Below are 15,679 nucleotides of genomic sequence, written 5' to 3'. Positions count from 1 at the left end.
CGTGGCCGGGCGGCAGGCGAACGAGGCCTTATCCGGCCGGACCGGCACCGGCCCCGCGTGGCTGCTCCCGGTGGCCGTGCCCGTCATCCCGCCGGCCACGTCGTACTGGGCGGGCGACTGGTTCGCGCCCCGGCCGGGCACGGACCGGGGCGGCGCCGTCACCCCGGTGAGCGTCGCCGTGCTGCCCGGCGGGACGGTGCACACCTGGGGCTCGGTCATGTCGCAGGCCGCCGACCTCAGCGACGGTACTCATCCGGCCTGGTCCGCCGCCGCCTGGCAGGCCCGCGAGAACGGCCGGCCCACCCGGGTCGCCGTGGGGCACCCCGACGGCCGCGTCGAGAGCTGCCTGGTGGCCGCGGACGGCACCGCGAGCCCGGTGGACGGCGCCCTGCTGCCGCTGCCCGGCAGGTGCCCGCCCGACCCCTGCTGGGGGGACCCGGCGGGGCTGGCGCACGAGGTCTGCGAGGCCGCGCCCGGGCCCGGCACCGCGGCGGCGGTGCTGCGCGTCGCGCACGACGCCGCGCTGGACGGGGAATGGGACGCGGCCACCCACTTCTACACGGTGGCCGCCGCCCGCCTGCACGGGCAGGGCTCCGCCGACGCCGAGCGGGTGGTGCGGCTGGCGGTCTCCGCCTGGCTGCGGACCGCGCGGCCGGTCTCCGCCCCGCTCGGCTTCGCCCTGGTGCACCTGCTCATCTCGACCTTCCCCGGGCTGCCGGGACCGATCGCCGCCCTGCTGCGCCGGCTGGCAGACCACCTGCCGGGGGCGGCCCGCGGCCCGGTCAGGGGCTGGTGAACAGCCCGGTGAACTCGGCGGCGGCGGCCAGCTTCAGGCCTGCCTCGAAGCGGCTGGCGGCGTCCAGCCGGTCCATCAGCTTGGCCACGGCCCGCTGCACGGTGCGGCGGTGGACGCTGAGCTTGCGGGCGATCTGGTCGTCGCTGAGCCCGTCGGCCATCAGCCGGATGATGGCCCGCTCCTGGGCGGTGACCTCCGGCTGGCCGCGGCCCGGCTCCGGCTCCGGGGCGTCGAGCGTCACCGCGCGCAGCCAGAAGTCCTCGAAGAGGGCGATGTACGACTTCACCAGCACCGCGCCGACGACCACCACGAGCGACTGGCCGGGGTCTTCTGGATCAGCGGCGAGCAGCGCCGTGTGCCGGTCGAAGATCAGCAGGTCGTACGGCGCATGGTCGATCAGCCTGACCTCCGCACCGGCGGCCGCCAGCTCCTGGACGTACCGCAGGTGCTTGGGGGTGTGCAGGCACGAGCGGGGGTATATCGCCCGCACCCGCACCCCGCGTGCCAGCATCCCCCGGTCCCGGTCGAGCGAGGACTCCAGGATCTCCATCGGCGGCATCGGCCCCGGGTGCAGCGAGTCGCAGCTGAAGCGCATCGACTCGTTCAGGTCGATCATCATCTGCTTCTTGTGCACGTCGCCGCCGAGGAAGCGCACCGCGACATCCGCCGCGTCGTCCTGCGCGACGACCGGCTCGTAGACCGTCATCAGCGAGTGCAGCACCCGCTGCATCTCCCGCACCCCGCGCTCGTGCTCGGCGGCCGCGGACCGATACGCCTCGATCGCCCCGAAGATCGCCGCCTGCGGCTCCACCGGTCTGAGGGTCCCGTTGTCCTTCGGCCGCAGCAGGCCGAGCCGTTCGAGCCAGCGCCAGCCGGCCGCCGCCTGCGCCTCGTCCAGGTCCGCCGCCGCCCGCAGCTGCTCGGCCGACGCCCCGGCGTCCCTGCGTATCTCCCGGTAGAGGGCGAGCGCGGCCTCCTCGTCCCGCCCGTCGGCGGTGTCGGCCGGCACCGTGTGCGGCGGCCTCACCGCACGACGAAGGTCTTGGCGAACTCCGCGTCGTTGGCCAGTTTCAGGCCCGCCTCGAAGCGGCTGGTGGCGTTGAGCCGCTCCATCAGCTTGGCGATGGCCCGCTGGACCGTACGGCGGTGCACGCCCAGCTTGCGGGCGATCTGGTCGTCGCTGAGCCCGTCGGCCATCAGCCGGATGATGACCCGCTCCTGGCCGGTGATCTCGCTGTCCTCGGCCGTGCTCGCGGTGGCCCGCGCCAGGGTCAGCCCGCGCAGCCAGCAGTCCTCGTAGACCGCGAGGAAGGAGCGGATCAGCGCGGTGCCGCGGATGACGATGACCGCCTCGCTGGGGCGCTCGGGGTCGGCGGCCAGCACGGCGGCGTCCCGGTCGAAGGTGAGCATGTCGAAGGGCGCGTGGTCGACCAGCCGCAGCTCCACCCCCGAGTCGGCCAGGGTGTGCAGGTAGCGGGCGTACTTGGGGGAGTGCAGGCAGGACATCGGGTAGATCGCCCGGCTGCGGACACCGCGGGCCATGATCGTACGGTCGTGCTCCAGCGACGCCTCCAGCACCTCGATCGACGGCATCGGCCCCGGATGCATCGAGCCGCAGGAGGTACGGGCAGCGTCGGACAGGTCGAGCCTGGTGCGCTGCTTGCGGCGCGGCTCGGTGATGAACTCCACCAAGACCTCGCTCGTCTCGCGCTGCACCGCGGGCCGGTAGACCGACAGCAGCGCCTCGGTCACCCGCTGCAGCCGCACCCCGCTGCGCAGCTGCTCGGTCGCGTTGATCTGGTACTGGTCCATGGCCCTGGCCAGCGCGGCGTCCGGATCGATGGCCTCGGCGACGCCTTCGCGTATCTGCACCAGGCCCAGTTCGTTCAGCCGGCGCCAGCCGCGCCCGTTGTGCGCGTCGTCCAGGCCGGCAGCCGAGTAGAGGTCGTCACTGGGGATGCCGCCCTTGGTGCGCAGCATCTCGTACAGCGCGAGCGCCGCGTCCTCGTCCCGCTGGGTGCTGACTCCGCCCGACGTGCTCGCCGCCCCCGCCGGGCCGGCCTCCTCACTCGGTACGGGAAGCATGTGCCTTCCTCCATAGGGTGATCCGGCGGCCACTCGGATACCGAAGGGCGCCCCCGCACGCCCGAGGTTCCCCGAACCCCAAGTATCTGTGCCTGCCACAGAGTGTCACGCAAGTATTACCCGCGAACGGAGCCGAACGTACTGGGTATCCGCAACGTGCAACCGGCATGTGACAGGGCTCGCGCCGATTCCGGAGCATATTGTGCCGGACCGGCCCCTGGCTTCGGCCGGGTCCGGACATTATCCGCCCCGCGCGGCCTCCCGCGCACACATGGCGATGCCCGGGACGCGGACGGGCGTCCCGGGCATGGGTGTGCCACCGGCGCGGCCGGCCGCGGGGACCGGCGGGGCGGTCAGAGGTCGAACTCCTGCGGGTTGAGGCCCACCGCGTAGCAGGCCTCGCGCACGACGGCCTGCTCGGTCTTGTCGAAGTCGCCGTCGGCGCCGCCGATGACGATGCCGATCTGGATCACCGCACGCGCCTCGGTCGGCTTCTTCTGCACCTTGCCGATCTCCTGGAGGATCGCCACCTTGCCGAAGGCGAAGTCGGCGGTCAGCTTGCCCAGGTAGTCCTCGAAGCGGCGCTGCAGGTCGAGCGCCGGGAAGTTCTGCAGCACCTCGTTGGTGCCGATCAGCGCGGCGACCCGCTGCCGCTCGGCCGGGTCGATGGTGCCGTCGGCGGCGGACACCAGCGCGCACATCGCCATGCTGGCGTCCCGGAAGGCACCGCTCTTCAGGTCGTTCTTCTTGGCGTTCAGCTGAGTCTGCATGTTGCTCGCGGACTCCTTGAAGCGGTCCCACAGGGCCATCGGGCGTCTCCTCGCACAGGCGGTCGTTACGGTCTGAGAACTCATCCGGAGCGTAAAGGAGTTCCCAAGCCGACCGTAACGCCCCCCACCGGGGTGTCCCGGACGGCCGGGCGGCGTGCTTCAGACCCGGGGGAAGCGGGCGAGCAGCGCCCACAGGGCCGGGTTGCCCGCCAGGCCCTCGTGCATGTCGGTGAGGTCGGCGACCACGTCGTGCAGGAAGTCCCTTGCCTCGCGCCGCAGTTCGGCGTGCCGGACCGGCAGCGCGGGCTCGTCGGGCAGCCAGTCGGCGGTCACGTCCACGAAGCCGAAGCGGCGTACGAAACGCAGCCGGTCGGTGGATTCGGTGAAGTCGAACTCGGCGTGTTGCGGCCGCGCCGCCCGGCCGCCCGCCGGGTCCCGGTCCAGCTGCTCGGCGATGTCGCACAGCGCCCAGGCGAAGTCCAGCACCGGCACCCACCCCCACGCGGTGGACAGTTCCCGCTCGCCCTCGGCCAGGTAGACGTCGCCGCAGAAGAGGTCGTGCCGCAGCGCCCGTACGTCCGCGGTGCGGTAGTCCGTCTGCGGGGGGTCGGGGAAGCGGCGGGAGAGGGCGTAGCCGAGGTCGATCACCGGCTGATCGTGCCAGATCGGCCGAAGGCCCCCGCGCCGGCCGGGGCGCGGCCGGTACGGGGGGCGTCCCACCTGCGGATCAGCGGCAGGTCAGCGGCGGGTCAGCGGCGGGCCAGCGGCGGGCCAGCGGCGGGTCAGAGCGAGACGCCGAAGTCGGTGGCGATGCCGACCAGGCCGGAGGCGTAGCCCTGGCCGACCGCGCGGAACTTCCACTCGGCACCGTTGCGGTACAGCTCGCCGAAGACCATCGCGGTCTCGGTGGCGGCGTCCTCGCTCAGGTCGTAGCGGGCGATCTCGCCGCCGCCGGCCTGGTTGACGATGCGGATGTAGGCGTTGCGCACCTGGCCGAAGTTCTGGCTGCGGGCCTCGGCGTCGTAGATGGAGACCGGGAAGACGATCTTCTCGATGTCGGCGGGCAGCCCTGCCAGGTTGACGTTGATGGCCTCGTCGTCGCCCTCGCCGGCGCCGGTGCGGTTGTCACCGGTGTGCACGATGGTCTGGTCCGGCGTCTGCTTGTTGTTGAAGAAGACGAAGTGTCCGTCGGAGTAGACCTTGCCGCCCGCGTTGACCGCGATGGCGCTCGCGTCGAGGTCGAAGTCCGTGCCGGTGGTGGTGCGGACGTCCCAGCCGAGGCCGACCGTCACTGCCGTCAGTCCGGGCGCCTCTTTGGTCAGCGAGACGTTGCCGCCCTTGGACAGGCTTACCGCCATGGGATGTCCCCTTTGTGTCTGGTCGTAGGTGTTGCCGTCGAAACTACCCTCATCGGACTGAACGCGGACCGGGGATGCGCTGGTTCCGCACGGCGGGGTAAATCCCGTGACGCGGGGCGTCCGGCGCGGGATCATGGAGACATGTCCGGGCCACTGACCATCCGCGGTTCCGTCTCCGTACCGGAGGCGGAGCTCCAGTGGCGTTTCTCCCGCTCCTCAGGACCCGGCGGCCAGCACGTCAACACCACGGACAGCCAGGTCGAGCTGCGGTTCGACCTCGCGGCGACCGAGGCGCTGCCCCCGGTGTGGAAGCGGCGGGCGCTGGAGCGGCTGGAGGGGCGGCTGACCGGCGGCGTGATCGCGGTACGGGCCTCCGAGCACCGCTCGCAGTGGCGCAACCGGGAGACGGCCATGGCGCGGCTGGCCGCGCTGCTTGGCGAGGCGACGGCGCCGCCGCCGAAGGTGCGGCGGGCGACGAAGATCCCGCGCGGCATCAACGAGCGGCGGCTGCGGGGCAAGAAGCGCCGCAGCGAGACCAAGCGGGGCCGCAGCGGCGGCGGCTGGGACTGACCCGCCCGGCCGCCCGTGCCCGGCCCGCTGCCCGCTGCTGCTCAGCGCAGGAAGCGGTAGCGGCCGCGGAAGTACGTCAGCGGGCCGCCCTCGGCGCTGGGGGTACTGGCGGCCAGTACATGCGCCACCACCAGCACGTGGTCGCCGGCCGGTACGCGCTGTGCCGTCTCGCACTCCAGTATCGACAGGGCGCCGCCCAGGATCGGGGCGCCGGAGTGCTCACCGCGGTAGTAGGAGATGTCCTCGAAGAGCAGCCGGTCGCTGATCCGGCCGCGCAGCGCGAAGCGCCCGGCGATGTGCCGCTGGCTCTCGCTGAGCACGGACGCGGCCCAGCGGGGCTGCCGCTCGAGCAGCTCGTCCATCCGGGAGCCGACCCGGATGCTCACCAGCACCATCGCGGGTTCGAGGGAGACGGACATGAAGGCGGTCGCGGTCATACCGACGTCCTCGCCGCGCGGCCCGTCGTCCGGGTCGTGCGCGGTGATGAGGACGACGCCCGCCGACAGGCGGGTCATCGCGGCGCGGAAGGCATCGGTGTCGACGGTCTGGGCCATGGTGGTCCCAGGATGCCGGTCTGGTGAAGTGTGAAGCACGTTCCTCACGTTACGGGTCGGTACGAGGATGCGGATCGGGCTGTGGTCGCAGTCATGTCGGGGCGTGGTCCTAGGACCTCCCCCACACCCTGCGTATTCATGCGCTTACGTGATGATGTGACTTGAGTCACAAGCAGCAGTAATTGTTGACCCTGTGTACCGACCGTAAAGCTCGCTGTGATTCAGTGGCCGGTGTAAGCCGGTGGCATCGGTGTCATCGGATGTATCGCAGAGATCACGGGAGTTGTTGTCGAGGGCGCGGAGAGGGGCATGGATACCGAGTCGGAGCCGTATGTCCGCCTCGCGACCTTGCGTCAACTGCACCAGGTCGTGGCGGACCTCAACACGGCACGCAGTCTTGCCGACACCCTGCAGGCGGTGGCCGACGGGGTGGTCAAAGGGCTGGGTTACGACCTGGCCGCCGTCAACCTGGTCCGCCCCGACGGTGACCTCGTCGTCGCCGCGTTCGCCGGCAGCACGGCCGGCGAGGCGCTGCTGTCCGGCAAGGTCGGCCCGCGCGCGTCCTGGGAGCGGCGGCTCAGCATGGGCCAGCGCTGGGGCTCGCTGCGCTTCATCCCGCACACCGAGGGCTGGGTCCTCATCGACGACGACGTGCCGCAGTGGCACACCGAGGGCCCGCTGCCGCGCTTCGCCGACGAGTGGCACCCCGGCGACCGCCTCTACGCCCCCATGCAGTCCTCGCAGAACGGCGGCGGCGAGCTGATCGGCGTGATCTCCGTCGACCGCCCCTCCACCGGCCGCCACCCCGGCCCCTGGGGCTGCGAGGCGCTCCAGATGTACGCCTTCCAGGCCGGCATCGCGATCAGCAACGCCCGGATGCGCGCCAACATGCAGCGCGCCCTGGTCCGGCTCGAACGCGACCAGCAGGCACTGCGGGCCAGCGAGGAGAGCTTCCGGCAGGCCTTCGAGTACGCGCCGAGCGGCATGGCCATCGCCGAGATGGGCGGCGACCAGCACGGGAAGCTGCTGCGGGCCAACGACGCGCTGTGCCGGCTGCTGGGCCGCACCGCCTCGGTCATGCGGCGCTACTCCTTCTCCGACCTCGTCCACCCCGAGGACGTCGGTCTGCTGCTGCGCACCTCGGCCGAGGGGGGCCGGGCCGAACTGCGGCTGGCCCGCCGCGACGGCTCCTACGTCTGGGTCTCGCTGCGCAATTCCGTCGTCGCCGACACCGCTGACGGGCCGCGCTTCCTGCTCACCCACGTCGAGGACATCGAGGAGCGCAAGGGCCGCGAGCTGCAACTCGCCCACCGCGCCAGCCACGACTCGCTCACCGGCCTGCCCAACAGCGCGGAGCTGCGCGCCCGGCTGTCCGCCCGGCTGTGCAACCGCCCGCAGGACAAGGACGCGACCGCACTGGCCGTGGAGGCCGAAGGACCCGACGAATTCGCCTTCAGCTACGGCTACGGCCCCGAGGAGCTGGCCGCGCCGCTCAACGCGGTCGGCTACGACTCGCACGTCCACACCGTCGCGCCCGACGAGAACGACCCGGCGCCCGGGAAGGGGCTCGCCGTCCTGTTCTGCGACCTGGACGGCTTCAAGTCCATCAACGACCGCTACGGCCACCACACCGGTGACGCCGTCCTCATCGAGGTGGCCCGCCGGCTGACCGGCGCCGTCCGCGACGGCGACACCGTCGCGCGGCTCGGCGGCGACGAATTCGTCGTCCTGGCCGACGGGCTCGCCCCGGCCGACGCGGCCGATCTCGCGGTGCGGCTGCGCAACGCGATCATCCCGCCCATCCGGGTGGACGGCCGCCCGGTCCGGGTCGGCGCGAGCTTCGGTATCGGGTGGGCCGGCTGCGGTATGACCGCGGAGGAAGTTCTCCACTCGGCGGACCAGCGCATGTACGTCGAGAAGCGCAGCCGCTCCTCCTCCCCCCGCCCCAACCACCGCCGCGCCGGCTGATCCCCTGCCTCACCCGGCCTGTCCGGGCCCCCTTCCCCCGGCGGGGGGCGCGCTGTCCCGACGAGACGGGTGCCACATGCGGTGACGCCGCTTCTTTCCCGCCCCCTGGGCTTGTCGCGCAGTTCCCCGCGCCCCTGAAAAACGCCCACCCTCCGCGCCCAGGCCAAGCGCCCTGAGGGGCGCGCGCAACCACGACGGCGCGAAAGCGGCACGCCCACGGCAAGTGGCACTCACCTGGGGGCGCGGGGAACTGCGCGACCAGCCACGACGGTGGGAAAGAGGCGCCGCCAGAGCAATTGGCACGACAAAGACGTGGCTCAGGTGCGGAGCAGAAGTTTGCCGGTGGTCGAGCGGGTCTCGACAAGACGGTGGGCCTCGGCCGCGTCCGTGAGGGCGAACTCCGCGGTGACGGGGAGCTCCACGCCACCGTCCGTCACCGCACGGAAGGCCGCCGCAGCCAGCTGCCGCAAGCGTTGCGGGTCCGCGGCGGCGAGGCCCATCAGGGAGAAGCCGGAGACGCTGAGCCCTGCGGGGTAGACGTCGGGGGGACCGATCTGCCAGGGCGCGGCGGAGCCGGAGTTGCCGAAGGAGACGAGCCGCCCGAAGCGCGCGGTGACGGCGAGCGTGCGGCGGAAGTTCTCGCCGCCCATCGGGTCGAGGGCGATGTCGACGCCCCGTCCTCCCGTCGCCCCCATCACGTCCGTGTCGAAGCTCGGCGTCAGGAAGACCTGGTCGTAGCCCGACTTGAGGGCGTGCGGCGCCTTGTCGAAGCTGGAGACGACGCCGTAGACCGCACTGGCCCCGCCCAGCCGGGCGAGCTGGCCCGCGACGGTGCCGACGCCGCCCGCGGCACTGTGGACGAGGACGGTGTCGCCCTCGCGCAGCCGCGCGATGTCGTGCAGGAGGGCGTACGCCGTGGGCAGCACGCTCGGCAGCGACGCCGCGACGCGCAGGCCGAGCCCGGGCGGGACCGGGAAGGTCGTCGCGGCGGGCGCGACCGCGATCTCGGAGTAACCGCCGCCGCGCAGAAAGGAGGTGACCTCCTGTCCGGGCGCGAACGCGGTGACCCCCTCGCCGACGGCGAGCACGCGGCCGGCGACTTCGAGGCCCGGGCGGAACGGCAGCGACTCGACGCGGTAGCCCTCCGCTCTGGCCAGGACGTCGGCGAAGTTGATGCCGGCGTAGGCGACCTCGACGGTCACCTCGCCAGGCCCTGGCGTGGGTTCCGGCAGGTCGACCTGGTGCAGCACCTCGGGTCCGCCGAACTCCTCGAAGATCATGGCGCGCATGGCGCATCCCCCTTGCTGTTCAATGTAAAGCGAACACCGCCGAGTGTATGATCCAGATCGAACACTCGGCAACTCCGTTCGGTCCGACCCACCTCTGGGAGGATGTCATGACCGCGTCGCGGGCTCACCGGGCCGCCCCGGACCACACCCACCCGGACCACGTACCCTTCCTGACCGCGCTCAGCGCCCTCGCCGACCCCGTACGGCTGCGGCTGGTGCGGGAGTTGGCCGGATCGGCCGACTGGGAGCGCACCTGCGGCTCGTTCGACGTGCCGGTCGGAAAGGCGGCGCTCAGCCACCACTTCGCCACCCTGCGGGCAGCCGGCCTGGTCGAGCAGCGCGACGAGGGCCCCAAGCGGCTCAACCGGCTGCGCAAGGCCGAGTTCGACGCCCGCTTCCCCGGTCTGCTCGACCTCGCCCTGCGCCCGGAGCCCGCGCCGGAGGCGTAACGGCAGCCTCACAGCCCACCGCCGCCCGCCTGGACCAGGCCGGACTCGTAGGCGAGCACCACCGCCTGCACCCGGTCGCGCAGATCCAGCTTCGTCAGGATCCGCCCGACATGCGTCTTGACCGTCGCCTCGGACAGCACCAGCTTGCGGGCGATCTCGCCGTTCGACAGGCCCTGCGCCACCAGCAGCAGCACCTGCCGCTCCCGGTCGGTGAGCTTGTCCAGCTCCCGATGCCGCGGCTCGGAACCCGCGGCGGGCAGCATCGGTGTGAAGCGGTCGAGCAGCCGCCGGGTCGTACTCGGCGCGACCACCGCGTCGCCGCTGTGCACGGCGCGGATCGCCGCCAGCAGCTCGGCCGGCGGCACGTCCTTGAGCATGAATCCGGCCGCTCCCGCCTTGAGCGCGGCGAACGCGTACTCGTCCAGGTCGAAGGTGGTCAGGATGAGCACCCGCGGGCAGCCGTCGGCGCCGCCGCGGTCACTGCCGCAGATCCGGCGGGTCGCCTCGACGCCGTCCATCCGCGGCATCCGCACGTCCATCAGCACCACGTCGACCCGGGTGGCCCGCAGCACCTCGACCGCCTCGGCGCCGTCGCCCGCCTCGGCGACGACCTCCATGTCCGGCTGCGCCGCCAGCACCATACGGAAGCCGGTACGCAGCAGCACCTGGTCGTCCACCAGCATGACGCGGATCGCCATCAGATCCCTCTCCTGTCCGTTCGCCCCGCCGCGGTCAGCGGCCGGTACGCAGCGGCAGCACCGCGCTGATGCGGAAACCGCCTTCCGGGCGCGGGCCGGCGTTCAGCGTGCCGCCGACCATGCCGATCCGTTCCCGCATGCCGATCAGGCCCTGCCCGAGCCCGTCCCTGCCGCCCTGCTCGTACAGGCCGTCGGGGCCGCCCCGCCCGTCGTCCTCGATCAGCAGGTCGAGCGCCGCGTCCCCGAACCCCAGCATGACGCTGGCGCTCGCCCCGTCACCGCCGTGCTTGCGCACGTTGGTCAGCGCCTCCTGCACGATGCGGTACGCCGTCAGCTCCACCCCGCTGGACAGCGGCCGCGCCTGCCCCGCGACCTCGAACCGTACCGGCAGTCCCGCGCCGCGCACCTGGTCGATCAGGTCCGCCAGCTGGTCCACCCCGGGCTGCGGCACGTACTCCCCGCCCGCGTCGTCCCCGGCCCGCAGCAGCCCCAGCAGCCGGCGCATCTCTGCCAGCGCCTGCCTGCCGGTGGTGGAGATCGTGGCGAGCGCCTGCTTGGCCTGGTCGGGCGCGACATCCAGTACGTAGGCGGCGCCGTCGGCCTGCACCACCATCACCGAGACGTTGTGGGCGACGACGTCGTGCAGCTCCCGGGCTATCCGCGCCCGTTCCGCCGCGACCGCCGCCTTCGACTGGGCCTCCCGCTCCCGGTGCAGCCGCTCCGCCCGCTCCTCCAGCTGCGCGTAATACGCCCGGCGGGTGCGCAGCCGGTCGCCGATCACCCACGACAGCGCGAAGATCACGGTCAGGAAGAAGGTCTGGAGCAGCGTCGTCCAGATCGTCGAGTACTGGTCGTGCGGCGGCCACCGCACCATGGCGACGGGCGTCGCCAGCAGCCCCGCGGCCAGGGCCAGCCGGGAGGACCAGCGCGCGCCGTTCGAGGCGCAGGTGTAGATGATCACCAGCATCGCGGCGTCGCCGGGCTCCGGCGCCTGCACGTTCAGCACGAGCTGGGCGGCGCCGGTGCCGATCGCGAGCAGCAGCATCCTCTCCGGCGCGCGGCGCCGCAGCGCCACGACGGCGGCGAGGGCGAACGACACCGGGACGGCGGCGGCGCGGGCCGCCAGGGACGGGCTGTGGTCGGCGGCGATCCACACCGCGCACACCGCGAGCAGGACGACGGCCCAGAAGCTGTCGACCCACGTCGGGTGTTTGCGGAGAATCTCGTAGACGCGCTGCACACAGCCAGCGTATGTACCCCATCGCCCCCCGGGGTCACCCCCGGGAGCGATCCCCCCTACACCCCAAGGTGGACCCCACCCCCCAGACGCAAATCCGCACGCCCACAGCAGGTGGCCCCCACCCAGGGGCGCGAGGGACTGCGCGCGCAACCCCCACCGGCGGAAAGGCGCACGCCCACCGTAAGGGGCACCCCCTGAGGGGCGCGAGGAACTGCGCGCGCAACCACGACGCACCGCGAGGCGCACCGCCACCGCAAGTGGCCCCCACCCCCAAGGCGCCGCCAGGCATCAGCGTGGGGTGCGTCACGGACGCAGCGCGAACGAGTTCGCGTAGGATTGACGAGAAGGGGCCGTCAACCCACAGCGGGAGGCGTAATGGTGGAGGAACGGCCCGGCCGACTGACCGTGGGGGTCGTGGGGGCCGGGCGGGTGGGACCCGCGCTGGCGGCGGCGCTGGGGATGGCCGGGCACCGGCCCGTCGCCGCCTCAGGTGTGTCGGAGGCGTCCAGGCGCCGCGCCGAGGCACTGCTGCCGGGCGTACCGATGCTGGAGCCGGGCCAGGTGATGGCCACCGCCGACCTCGTCCTGCTGACCGTCCCGGACGACGCGCTGCCCGACCTCGTCAGAGGCCTGGCGGAGACCGGGGCGGTCCGGCCCGGACAGCTGCTCGTGCACACCTCGGGCCGTTACGGCACCGCCGTGCTGGACCCGGCGCTGCGCGCCGGCGCGCTGCCGCTGGCGCTGCACCCTGCGATGACCTTCACCGGCACTCCGGTGGACGTGCAGCGGCTGGCCGGCTGCTCGTTCGGGGTGACCGCCCCGGGCGAACTGCGGCTGGCCGCGGAGGCGCTGGTCATCGAGATGGGCGGCGAGCCCGAGTGGGTCGAGGAACAGGCCCGCCCGCTCTACCACGCGGCGCTGGCGATCGGCGCGAACCACCTGGTCACGCTGGTGGCCCAGGCCAGGGACCTGCTGCGGATCGCGGGCGTCGCGGAGCCGGGCCGGATGCTCGGCCCGCTCCTCGGCGCGGCCCTGGACAACGCGCTGCGCTCCGGCGACGGGGCGCTGACCGGCCCGGTGGCCCGCGGCGACGCCGGCACCGTCGCCGCGCACCTGCGCGAGCTGCGGGAGCACGCCCCCGAGACGGTGCCCTCCTACGTGGCGATGGCCCGCGCGACCGCGGACCGAGCCCTGGCCAACGGCATGCTCAAGGCCGAGTACGCGGAGGCGCTGCTGGGCGCCCTGTCCGACGAGCCCGGCCCACCGGACGGGGGCATCGCATGACCGACCTGCTGCATCACGCCAAGGACCTGGCGCCCGCCGGGGCGGTGGTGATGACGATGGGCGCGCTCCACGAAGGGCACGCCTCGCTGATCCGCGAGGCCCGCCTCCTGGCGGGCACCGGCACGGTGACGGTGACGGTCTTCGTCAATCCGCTGCAGTTCGGTCCGAACGAGGACCTGGCCCGCTACCCCCGCACCCTGGCGGCGGACGTCGAGCTCGCAGCGGAGTGCGGCGCCGACGTGGTCTTCGCGCCGGACGTCGACGAGGTCTACCCCGGCGGGCAGCCGCGGGTGCGGATCAGCGCCGGGCCGATGGGGGAGGGCTACGAGGGCGCGTCCCGCCCCGGCCACTTCGACGGCATGCTCACTGTGGTGGCGAAGCTGCTGCACCTGACGCGGCCGGCGACGGCCCTCTACGGCCAGAAGGACGCCCAGCAGCTGGCGCTGATCCGCCGCATGGTGACGGACCTGAACTTCCCGGTGCGCATCGCCGCGGTCCCCACCGTCCGGGAGCCGGACGGCCTGGCGCTGTCCAGCCGCAACCGCTTCCTGACCCCCGCCGACCGCGAGCAGGCACTCGCGCTGTCCCGCGCCCTCTTCGCCGGCCGCGACAAGGCGGCGGACGGGCCGCGGGCGGTGCGGGCGGCGGCCGAGGCGGTGGCCGCCTCGGCCGGTCTGAAGGCCGACTATCTGGCCCTGATCGACCCTTCCGACTTCACCGAGGCCTCGCCCGACCACACCGGACCCGCCGTGCTGGCGGTGGCCGCGAAGATCGGCAGCACCCGGCTGATCGACAACATCCCGCTGGAATTCGGAGCCGCGCAATGAACGCATCAGGAGCCGGCAGCAGCACCGGCATACGCCTGCACGCCCCCGCGCCCGGCTGGGCGATCAAGGCCGACGTGGTCGTGGTGGGCTCCGGGGTCGCCGGGCTCACCGTGGCGCTGCGGTGCGCCGCGGCCGGCGCCAAGGTCACCGTGGTGACCAAGGCGCATCTGGACGACGGGTCGACGCGCTGGGCGCAGGGCGGCATCGCCGCGGCCCTGGGCGACGGCGACACCCCAGAGCAGCATCTGGACGACACCCTGGTCGCGGGCGCGGGCCTGTGCGACGAGGAGGCGGTCCGCACCCTGGTGAGCGAGGGACCCGACGCCGTGCGGCGGCTGATGGCCACCGGCGCCCGCTTCGACACCGACCCGGCCAGCGGTGAGATCCTGCTGACCCGCGAGGGCGGCCACCACCGGCACCGTATCGTGCACGCCGGCGGCGACGCGACCGGCGCTGAGGTCTCCCGCGCCCTGATCGGCGCGGTGCGGGCGGCGGGGATCGAGCTGATCGAGAACGCCCTCGTCCTCGATCTGCTCGACGACGCCCAGGGCCGTACCGCCGGCGTCACCCTGCACGTGATGGGGCAGGGCCGCCGCGACGGCGTCGGCGCGGTCCATTCCCGCGCCGTGGTGCTGGCGACCGGCGGTATGGGCCAGGTCTTCTCCGCGACCACCAACCCCGCGGTGTCCACCGGCGACGGCGTGGCCCTGGCGCTGCGCGCTGGCGCCGAGGTCAGCGACGTCGAGTTCGTGCAGTTCCACCCGACCGTGCTGTGGCTCGGCCCGGACGCGGAGGGCCAGCAGCCGCTGGTGTCCGAGGCGGTGCGCGGCGAGGGCGCGTATCTGGTCGACGCCGAAGGCGTCCGCTTCATGGTCGGCCAGCACGAGCTGGCCGAGCTGGCGCCGCGGGACATCGTGGCCAAGGCCATCACCCGGCGGATGCAGGAGACCGGCGCCCAGCACATGTACCTCGACGGCCGGCACTTCGGTCCGCGGATGTGGGCCGAGCGCTTCCCGACCATCCTGGCCGCCTGCCGCGCGCACGGCATCGACCCGGTGACCGGGCTGATCCCGGTGGCGCCCGCCGCGCACTACGCCTCGGGCGGCGTCCGCACCGACCTCCACGGGCGGACGACGGTGCCCGGCCTCTACGCGTGCGGCGAGGTCGCCTGCACCGGGGTGCACGGCGCCAACCGGCTGGCGTCGAACTCGCTGCTCGAAGGCCTGGTCTTCGCCGAGCGGATCGCCGCCGACGTGCTGGCCGACCGCAGCGAACCGCCCGCGGAGCCGGTGGTCCCCGCGCCCGGCGGCGCCCCGCTGCTGGCCTCCGAGGCCCGTTTCGAGGTGCAGCGCATCATGACCGCCGGCGCCGGGGTGCTGCGCAGCGCGGAGTCGCTGACGGTGGCGGCCGGCGCGCTGGAGCGGCTGCACACCGCGGCGGTGGAGGCGTACGACAGGGAGGGCAAGACCGCGGAGCCTTGCGTGGAGACGTGGGAGTCCACCAATCTGAGTCTGGTCGCCCGCGTGCTGGTCGCCGCTGCCCGGCGCCGCGAGGAGACCCGCGGCTGCCACTGGCGCGAGGACCGCCCCGACCGCGACGACCGCGACTGGCGGCGCCACCTCGTCGTACGCCTCACCCCGCACCGCACGCTCGACGTCCGCACGACGCAGGGCCCGGACCTCCCGCCGGTCCGCGGCGCGCGGGCGGCGGCCGTCGTCGGGGATGATGGGGCCGGGAGCGCCCGCGGCTGACCCGTACGCCCGCCCGCGGCACCGCCGCACCCCTGCACGA

Annotated in this window: 16 protein-coding genes; 7 read left to right on the top strand and 9 right to left on the bottom strand. The window is 73.3% G+C overall.

Features of this window, described 5'->3' with window-relative positions; all coding sequences use genetic code 11:
* Position 1: 1 nt before the first annotated feature.
* Positions 2-796 (top strand): hypothetical protein, encoded by a 795-nt coding sequence (locus OG702_RS15245; RefSeq protein WP_327289422.1) that lies wholly within the window; start codon positions 2-4, stop codon positions 794-796.
* On the opposite strand, the gene OG702_RS15240 is transcribed toward OG702_RS15245, so the two are convergent.
* From OG702_RS15240 to OG702_RS15220, 5 genes are all read right to left on the bottom strand, one after another.
* Positions 783-1,823, bottom strand: a complete 1,041-nt coding sequence (locus tag OG702_RS15240; protein WP_327289421.1) for a helix-turn-helix transcriptional regulator — start codon at positions 1,821-1,823, stop codon at positions 783-785. The two genes, OG702_RS15245 and OG702_RS15240, sit on opposite strands and share 14 nt — an antisense overlap.
* The gene (locus tag OG702_RS15235; RefSeq protein ID WP_327289420.1) at positions 1,820-2,881 is read right to left on the bottom strand and encodes a helix-turn-helix transcriptional regulator; all 1,062 of its coding nucleotides are present in this window, start codon (positions 2,879-2,881) and stop codon (positions 1,820-1,822) included. Before OG702_RS15235 ends, OG702_RS15240 begins: the two co-directional genes overlap by 4 nt.
* 353 nt (positions 2,882-3,234) lie before the next feature.
* The gene (locus OG702_RS15230) at positions 3,235-3,690 is read right to left on the bottom strand and encodes a tellurite resistance TerB family protein (RefSeq protein ID WP_327289419.1); all 456 of its coding nucleotides are present in this window, start codon (positions 3,688-3,690) and stop codon (positions 3,235-3,237) included.
* Positions 3,691-3,810: 120 nt separating this feature from the next.
* Positions 3,811-4,299, bottom strand: coding sequence for a hypothetical protein (locus OG702_RS15225; protein WP_327289418.1), 489 nt, complete (start codon positions 4,297-4,299; stop codon positions 3,811-3,813).
* A gap of 134 nt (positions 4,300-4,433) precedes the next feature.
* Positions 4,434-5,009 carry a TerD family protein gene (locus OG702_RS15220; protein ID WP_327289417.1) on the bottom strand — a complete coding sequence of 192 codons (576 nt, stop codon included), beginning with the start codon at positions 5,007-5,009 and terminating at the stop codon, positions 4,434-4,436.
* Positions 5,010-5,150: 141 nt separating this feature from the next.
* Between OG702_RS15220 and arfB the strand changes: the two genes are divergently transcribed.
* The gene (arfB, locus tag OG702_RS15215; RefSeq protein WP_327289416.1) at positions 5,151-5,579 is read left to right on the top strand and encodes an alternative ribosome rescue aminoacyl-tRNA hydrolase ArfB; all 429 of its coding nucleotides are present in this window, start codon (positions 5,151-5,153) and stop codon (positions 5,577-5,579) included.
* Positions 5,580-5,620: 41 nt separating this feature from the next.
* Here arfB and OG702_RS15210 read toward each other — a convergent pair whose 3' ends face one another.
* Positions 5,621-6,133 carry a flavin reductase family protein gene (locus OG702_RS15210; RefSeq protein ID WP_327289415.1) on the bottom strand — a complete coding sequence of 171 codons (513 nt, stop codon included), beginning with the start codon at positions 6,131-6,133 and terminating at the stop codon, positions 5,621-5,623.
* Positions 6,134-6,442: 309 nt separating this feature from the next.
* On the opposite strand from OG702_RS15210, the gene cdgB reads away from it, so the two are divergent.
* Positions 6,443-8,101, top strand: coding sequence for a diguanylate cyclase CdgB (cdgB, locus tag OG702_RS15205; RefSeq protein WP_327289414.1), 1,659 nt, complete (start codon positions 6,443-6,445; stop codon positions 8,099-8,101).
* A gap of 317 nt (positions 8,102-8,418) precedes the next feature.
* Here the strand turns inward: cdgB and OG702_RS15200 are convergent, their stop codons facing one another.
* Entirely contained in the window at positions 8,419-9,390 is a 972-nt protein-coding gene (locus tag OG702_RS15200) for a quinone oxidoreductase family protein (protein ID WP_327289413.1), read from the bottom strand.
* Positions 9,391-9,497: 107 nt separating this feature from the next.
* Between OG702_RS15200 and OG702_RS15195 the strand changes: the two genes are divergently transcribed.
* Positions 9,498-9,839, top strand: a complete 342-nt coding sequence (locus OG702_RS15195) for an ArsR/SmtB family transcription factor (RefSeq protein ID WP_327289412.1) — start codon at positions 9,498-9,500, stop codon at positions 9,837-9,839.
* Between the two features lie 8 nt (positions 9,840-9,847).
* Here OG702_RS15195 and OG702_RS15190 read toward each other — a convergent pair whose 3' ends face one another.
* A complete protein-coding gene (locus OG702_RS15190) occupies positions 9,848-10,537 on the bottom strand; it encodes a response regulator transcription factor (protein WP_327289411.1) in 690 nt (229 codons plus the stop codon).
* A gap of 34 nt (positions 10,538-10,571) precedes the next feature.
* A complete protein-coding gene (locus OG702_RS15185) occupies positions 10,572-11,777 on the bottom strand; it encodes a sensor histidine kinase (protein WP_327289410.1) in 1,206 nt (401 codons plus the stop codon).
* 375 nt (positions 11,778-12,152) lie between these two features.
* Here OG702_RS15185 and OG702_RS15180 point away from each other — a divergent pair, with 375 nt between their 5' ends.
* The 3 genes from OG702_RS15180 to OG702_RS15170 are packed head-to-tail and all read left to right on the top strand — an operon-like array spanning position 12,153 to position 15,639.
* Positions 12,153-13,061: a Rossmann-like and DUF2520 domain-containing protein gene (locus OG702_RS15180; RefSeq protein WP_327289409.1), complete on the top strand. Its 909-nt coding sequence runs from the start codon at positions 12,153-12,155 to the stop codon at positions 13,059-13,061.
* Positions 13,058-13,888, top strand: a complete 831-nt coding sequence (panC, locus tag OG702_RS15175; RefSeq protein WP_327289408.1) for a pantoate--beta-alanine ligase — start codon at positions 13,058-13,060, stop codon at positions 13,886-13,888. The genes OG702_RS15180 and panC overlap by 4 nt, the downstream gene beginning before the upstream one ends.
* Complete coding sequence (locus OG702_RS15170; protein ID WP_327289407.1) at positions 13,885-15,639, top strand: L-aspartate oxidase; 1,755 nt, start codon at positions 13,885-13,887, stop codon at positions 15,637-15,639. The genes panC and OG702_RS15170 overlap by 4 nt, the downstream gene beginning before the upstream one ends.
* Positions 15,640-15,679 lie beyond the last annotated feature (40 nt).

It is taken from the genome of Streptomyces sp. NBC_01198 (genome assembly GCF_036010485.1).
Taxonomy (GTDB): domain Bacteria; phylum Actinomycetota; class Actinomycetes; order Streptomycetales; family Streptomycetaceae; genus Actinacidiphila.
The sequence above is the reverse complement of the archived record's forward strand: the minus strand, read 5'-3'. Positions and strand labels throughout refer to the sequence as shown.

Bases quoted from the DNA above. Each gene is read 5' to 3' on its own strand.
- OG702_RS15200 (WP_327289413.1), bottom strand. From the start codon at position 9,390: ATGCGCGCCATGATCTTCGAGGAGTTCGGCGGACCCGAGGTGCTGCAC.
- OG702_RS15230 (WP_327289419.1), bottom strand. From the start codon at position 3,690: ATGGCCCTGTGGGACCGCTTCAAGGAGTCCGCGAGCAACATGCAGACT.
- OG702_RS15220 (WP_327289417.1), bottom strand. From the start codon at position 5,009: ATGGCGGTAAGCCTGTCCAAGGGCGGCAACGTCTCGCTGACCAAAGAG.
- OG702_RS15170 (WP_327289407.1), top strand. From the start codon at position 13,885: ATGAACGCATCAGGAGCCGGCAGCAGCACCGGCATACGCCTGCACGCC.
- OG702_RS15235 (WP_327289420.1), bottom strand. From the start codon at position 2,881: ATGCTTCCCGTACCGAGTGAGGAGGCCGGCCCGGCGGGGGCGGCGAGC.
- OG702_RS15210 (WP_327289415.1), bottom strand. From the start codon at position 6,133: ATGGCCCAGACCGTCGACACCGATGCCTTCCGCGCCGCGATGACCCGC.
- panC (WP_327289408.1), top strand. From the start codon at position 13,058: ATGACCGACCTGCTGCATCACGCCAAGGACCTGGCGCCCGCCGGGGCG.
- arfB (WP_327289416.1), top strand. From the start codon at position 5,151: ATGTCCGGGCCACTGACCATCCGCGGTTCCGTCTCCGTACCGGAGGCG.
- cdgB (WP_327289414.1), top strand. From the start codon at position 6,443: ATGGATACCGAGTCGGAGCCGTATGTCCGCCTCGCGACCTTGCGTCAA.
- OG702_RS15195 (WP_327289412.1), top strand. From the start codon at position 9,498: ATGACCGCGTCGCGGGCTCACCGGGCCGCCCCGGACCACACCCACCCG.
- OG702_RS15180 (WP_327289409.1), top strand. From the start codon at position 12,153: ATGGTGGAGGAACGGCCCGGCCGACTGACCGTGGGGGTCGTGGGGGCC.
- OG702_RS15190 (WP_327289411.1), bottom strand. From the start codon at position 10,537: ATGGCGATCCGCGTCATGCTGGTGGACGACCAGGTGCTGCTGCGTACC.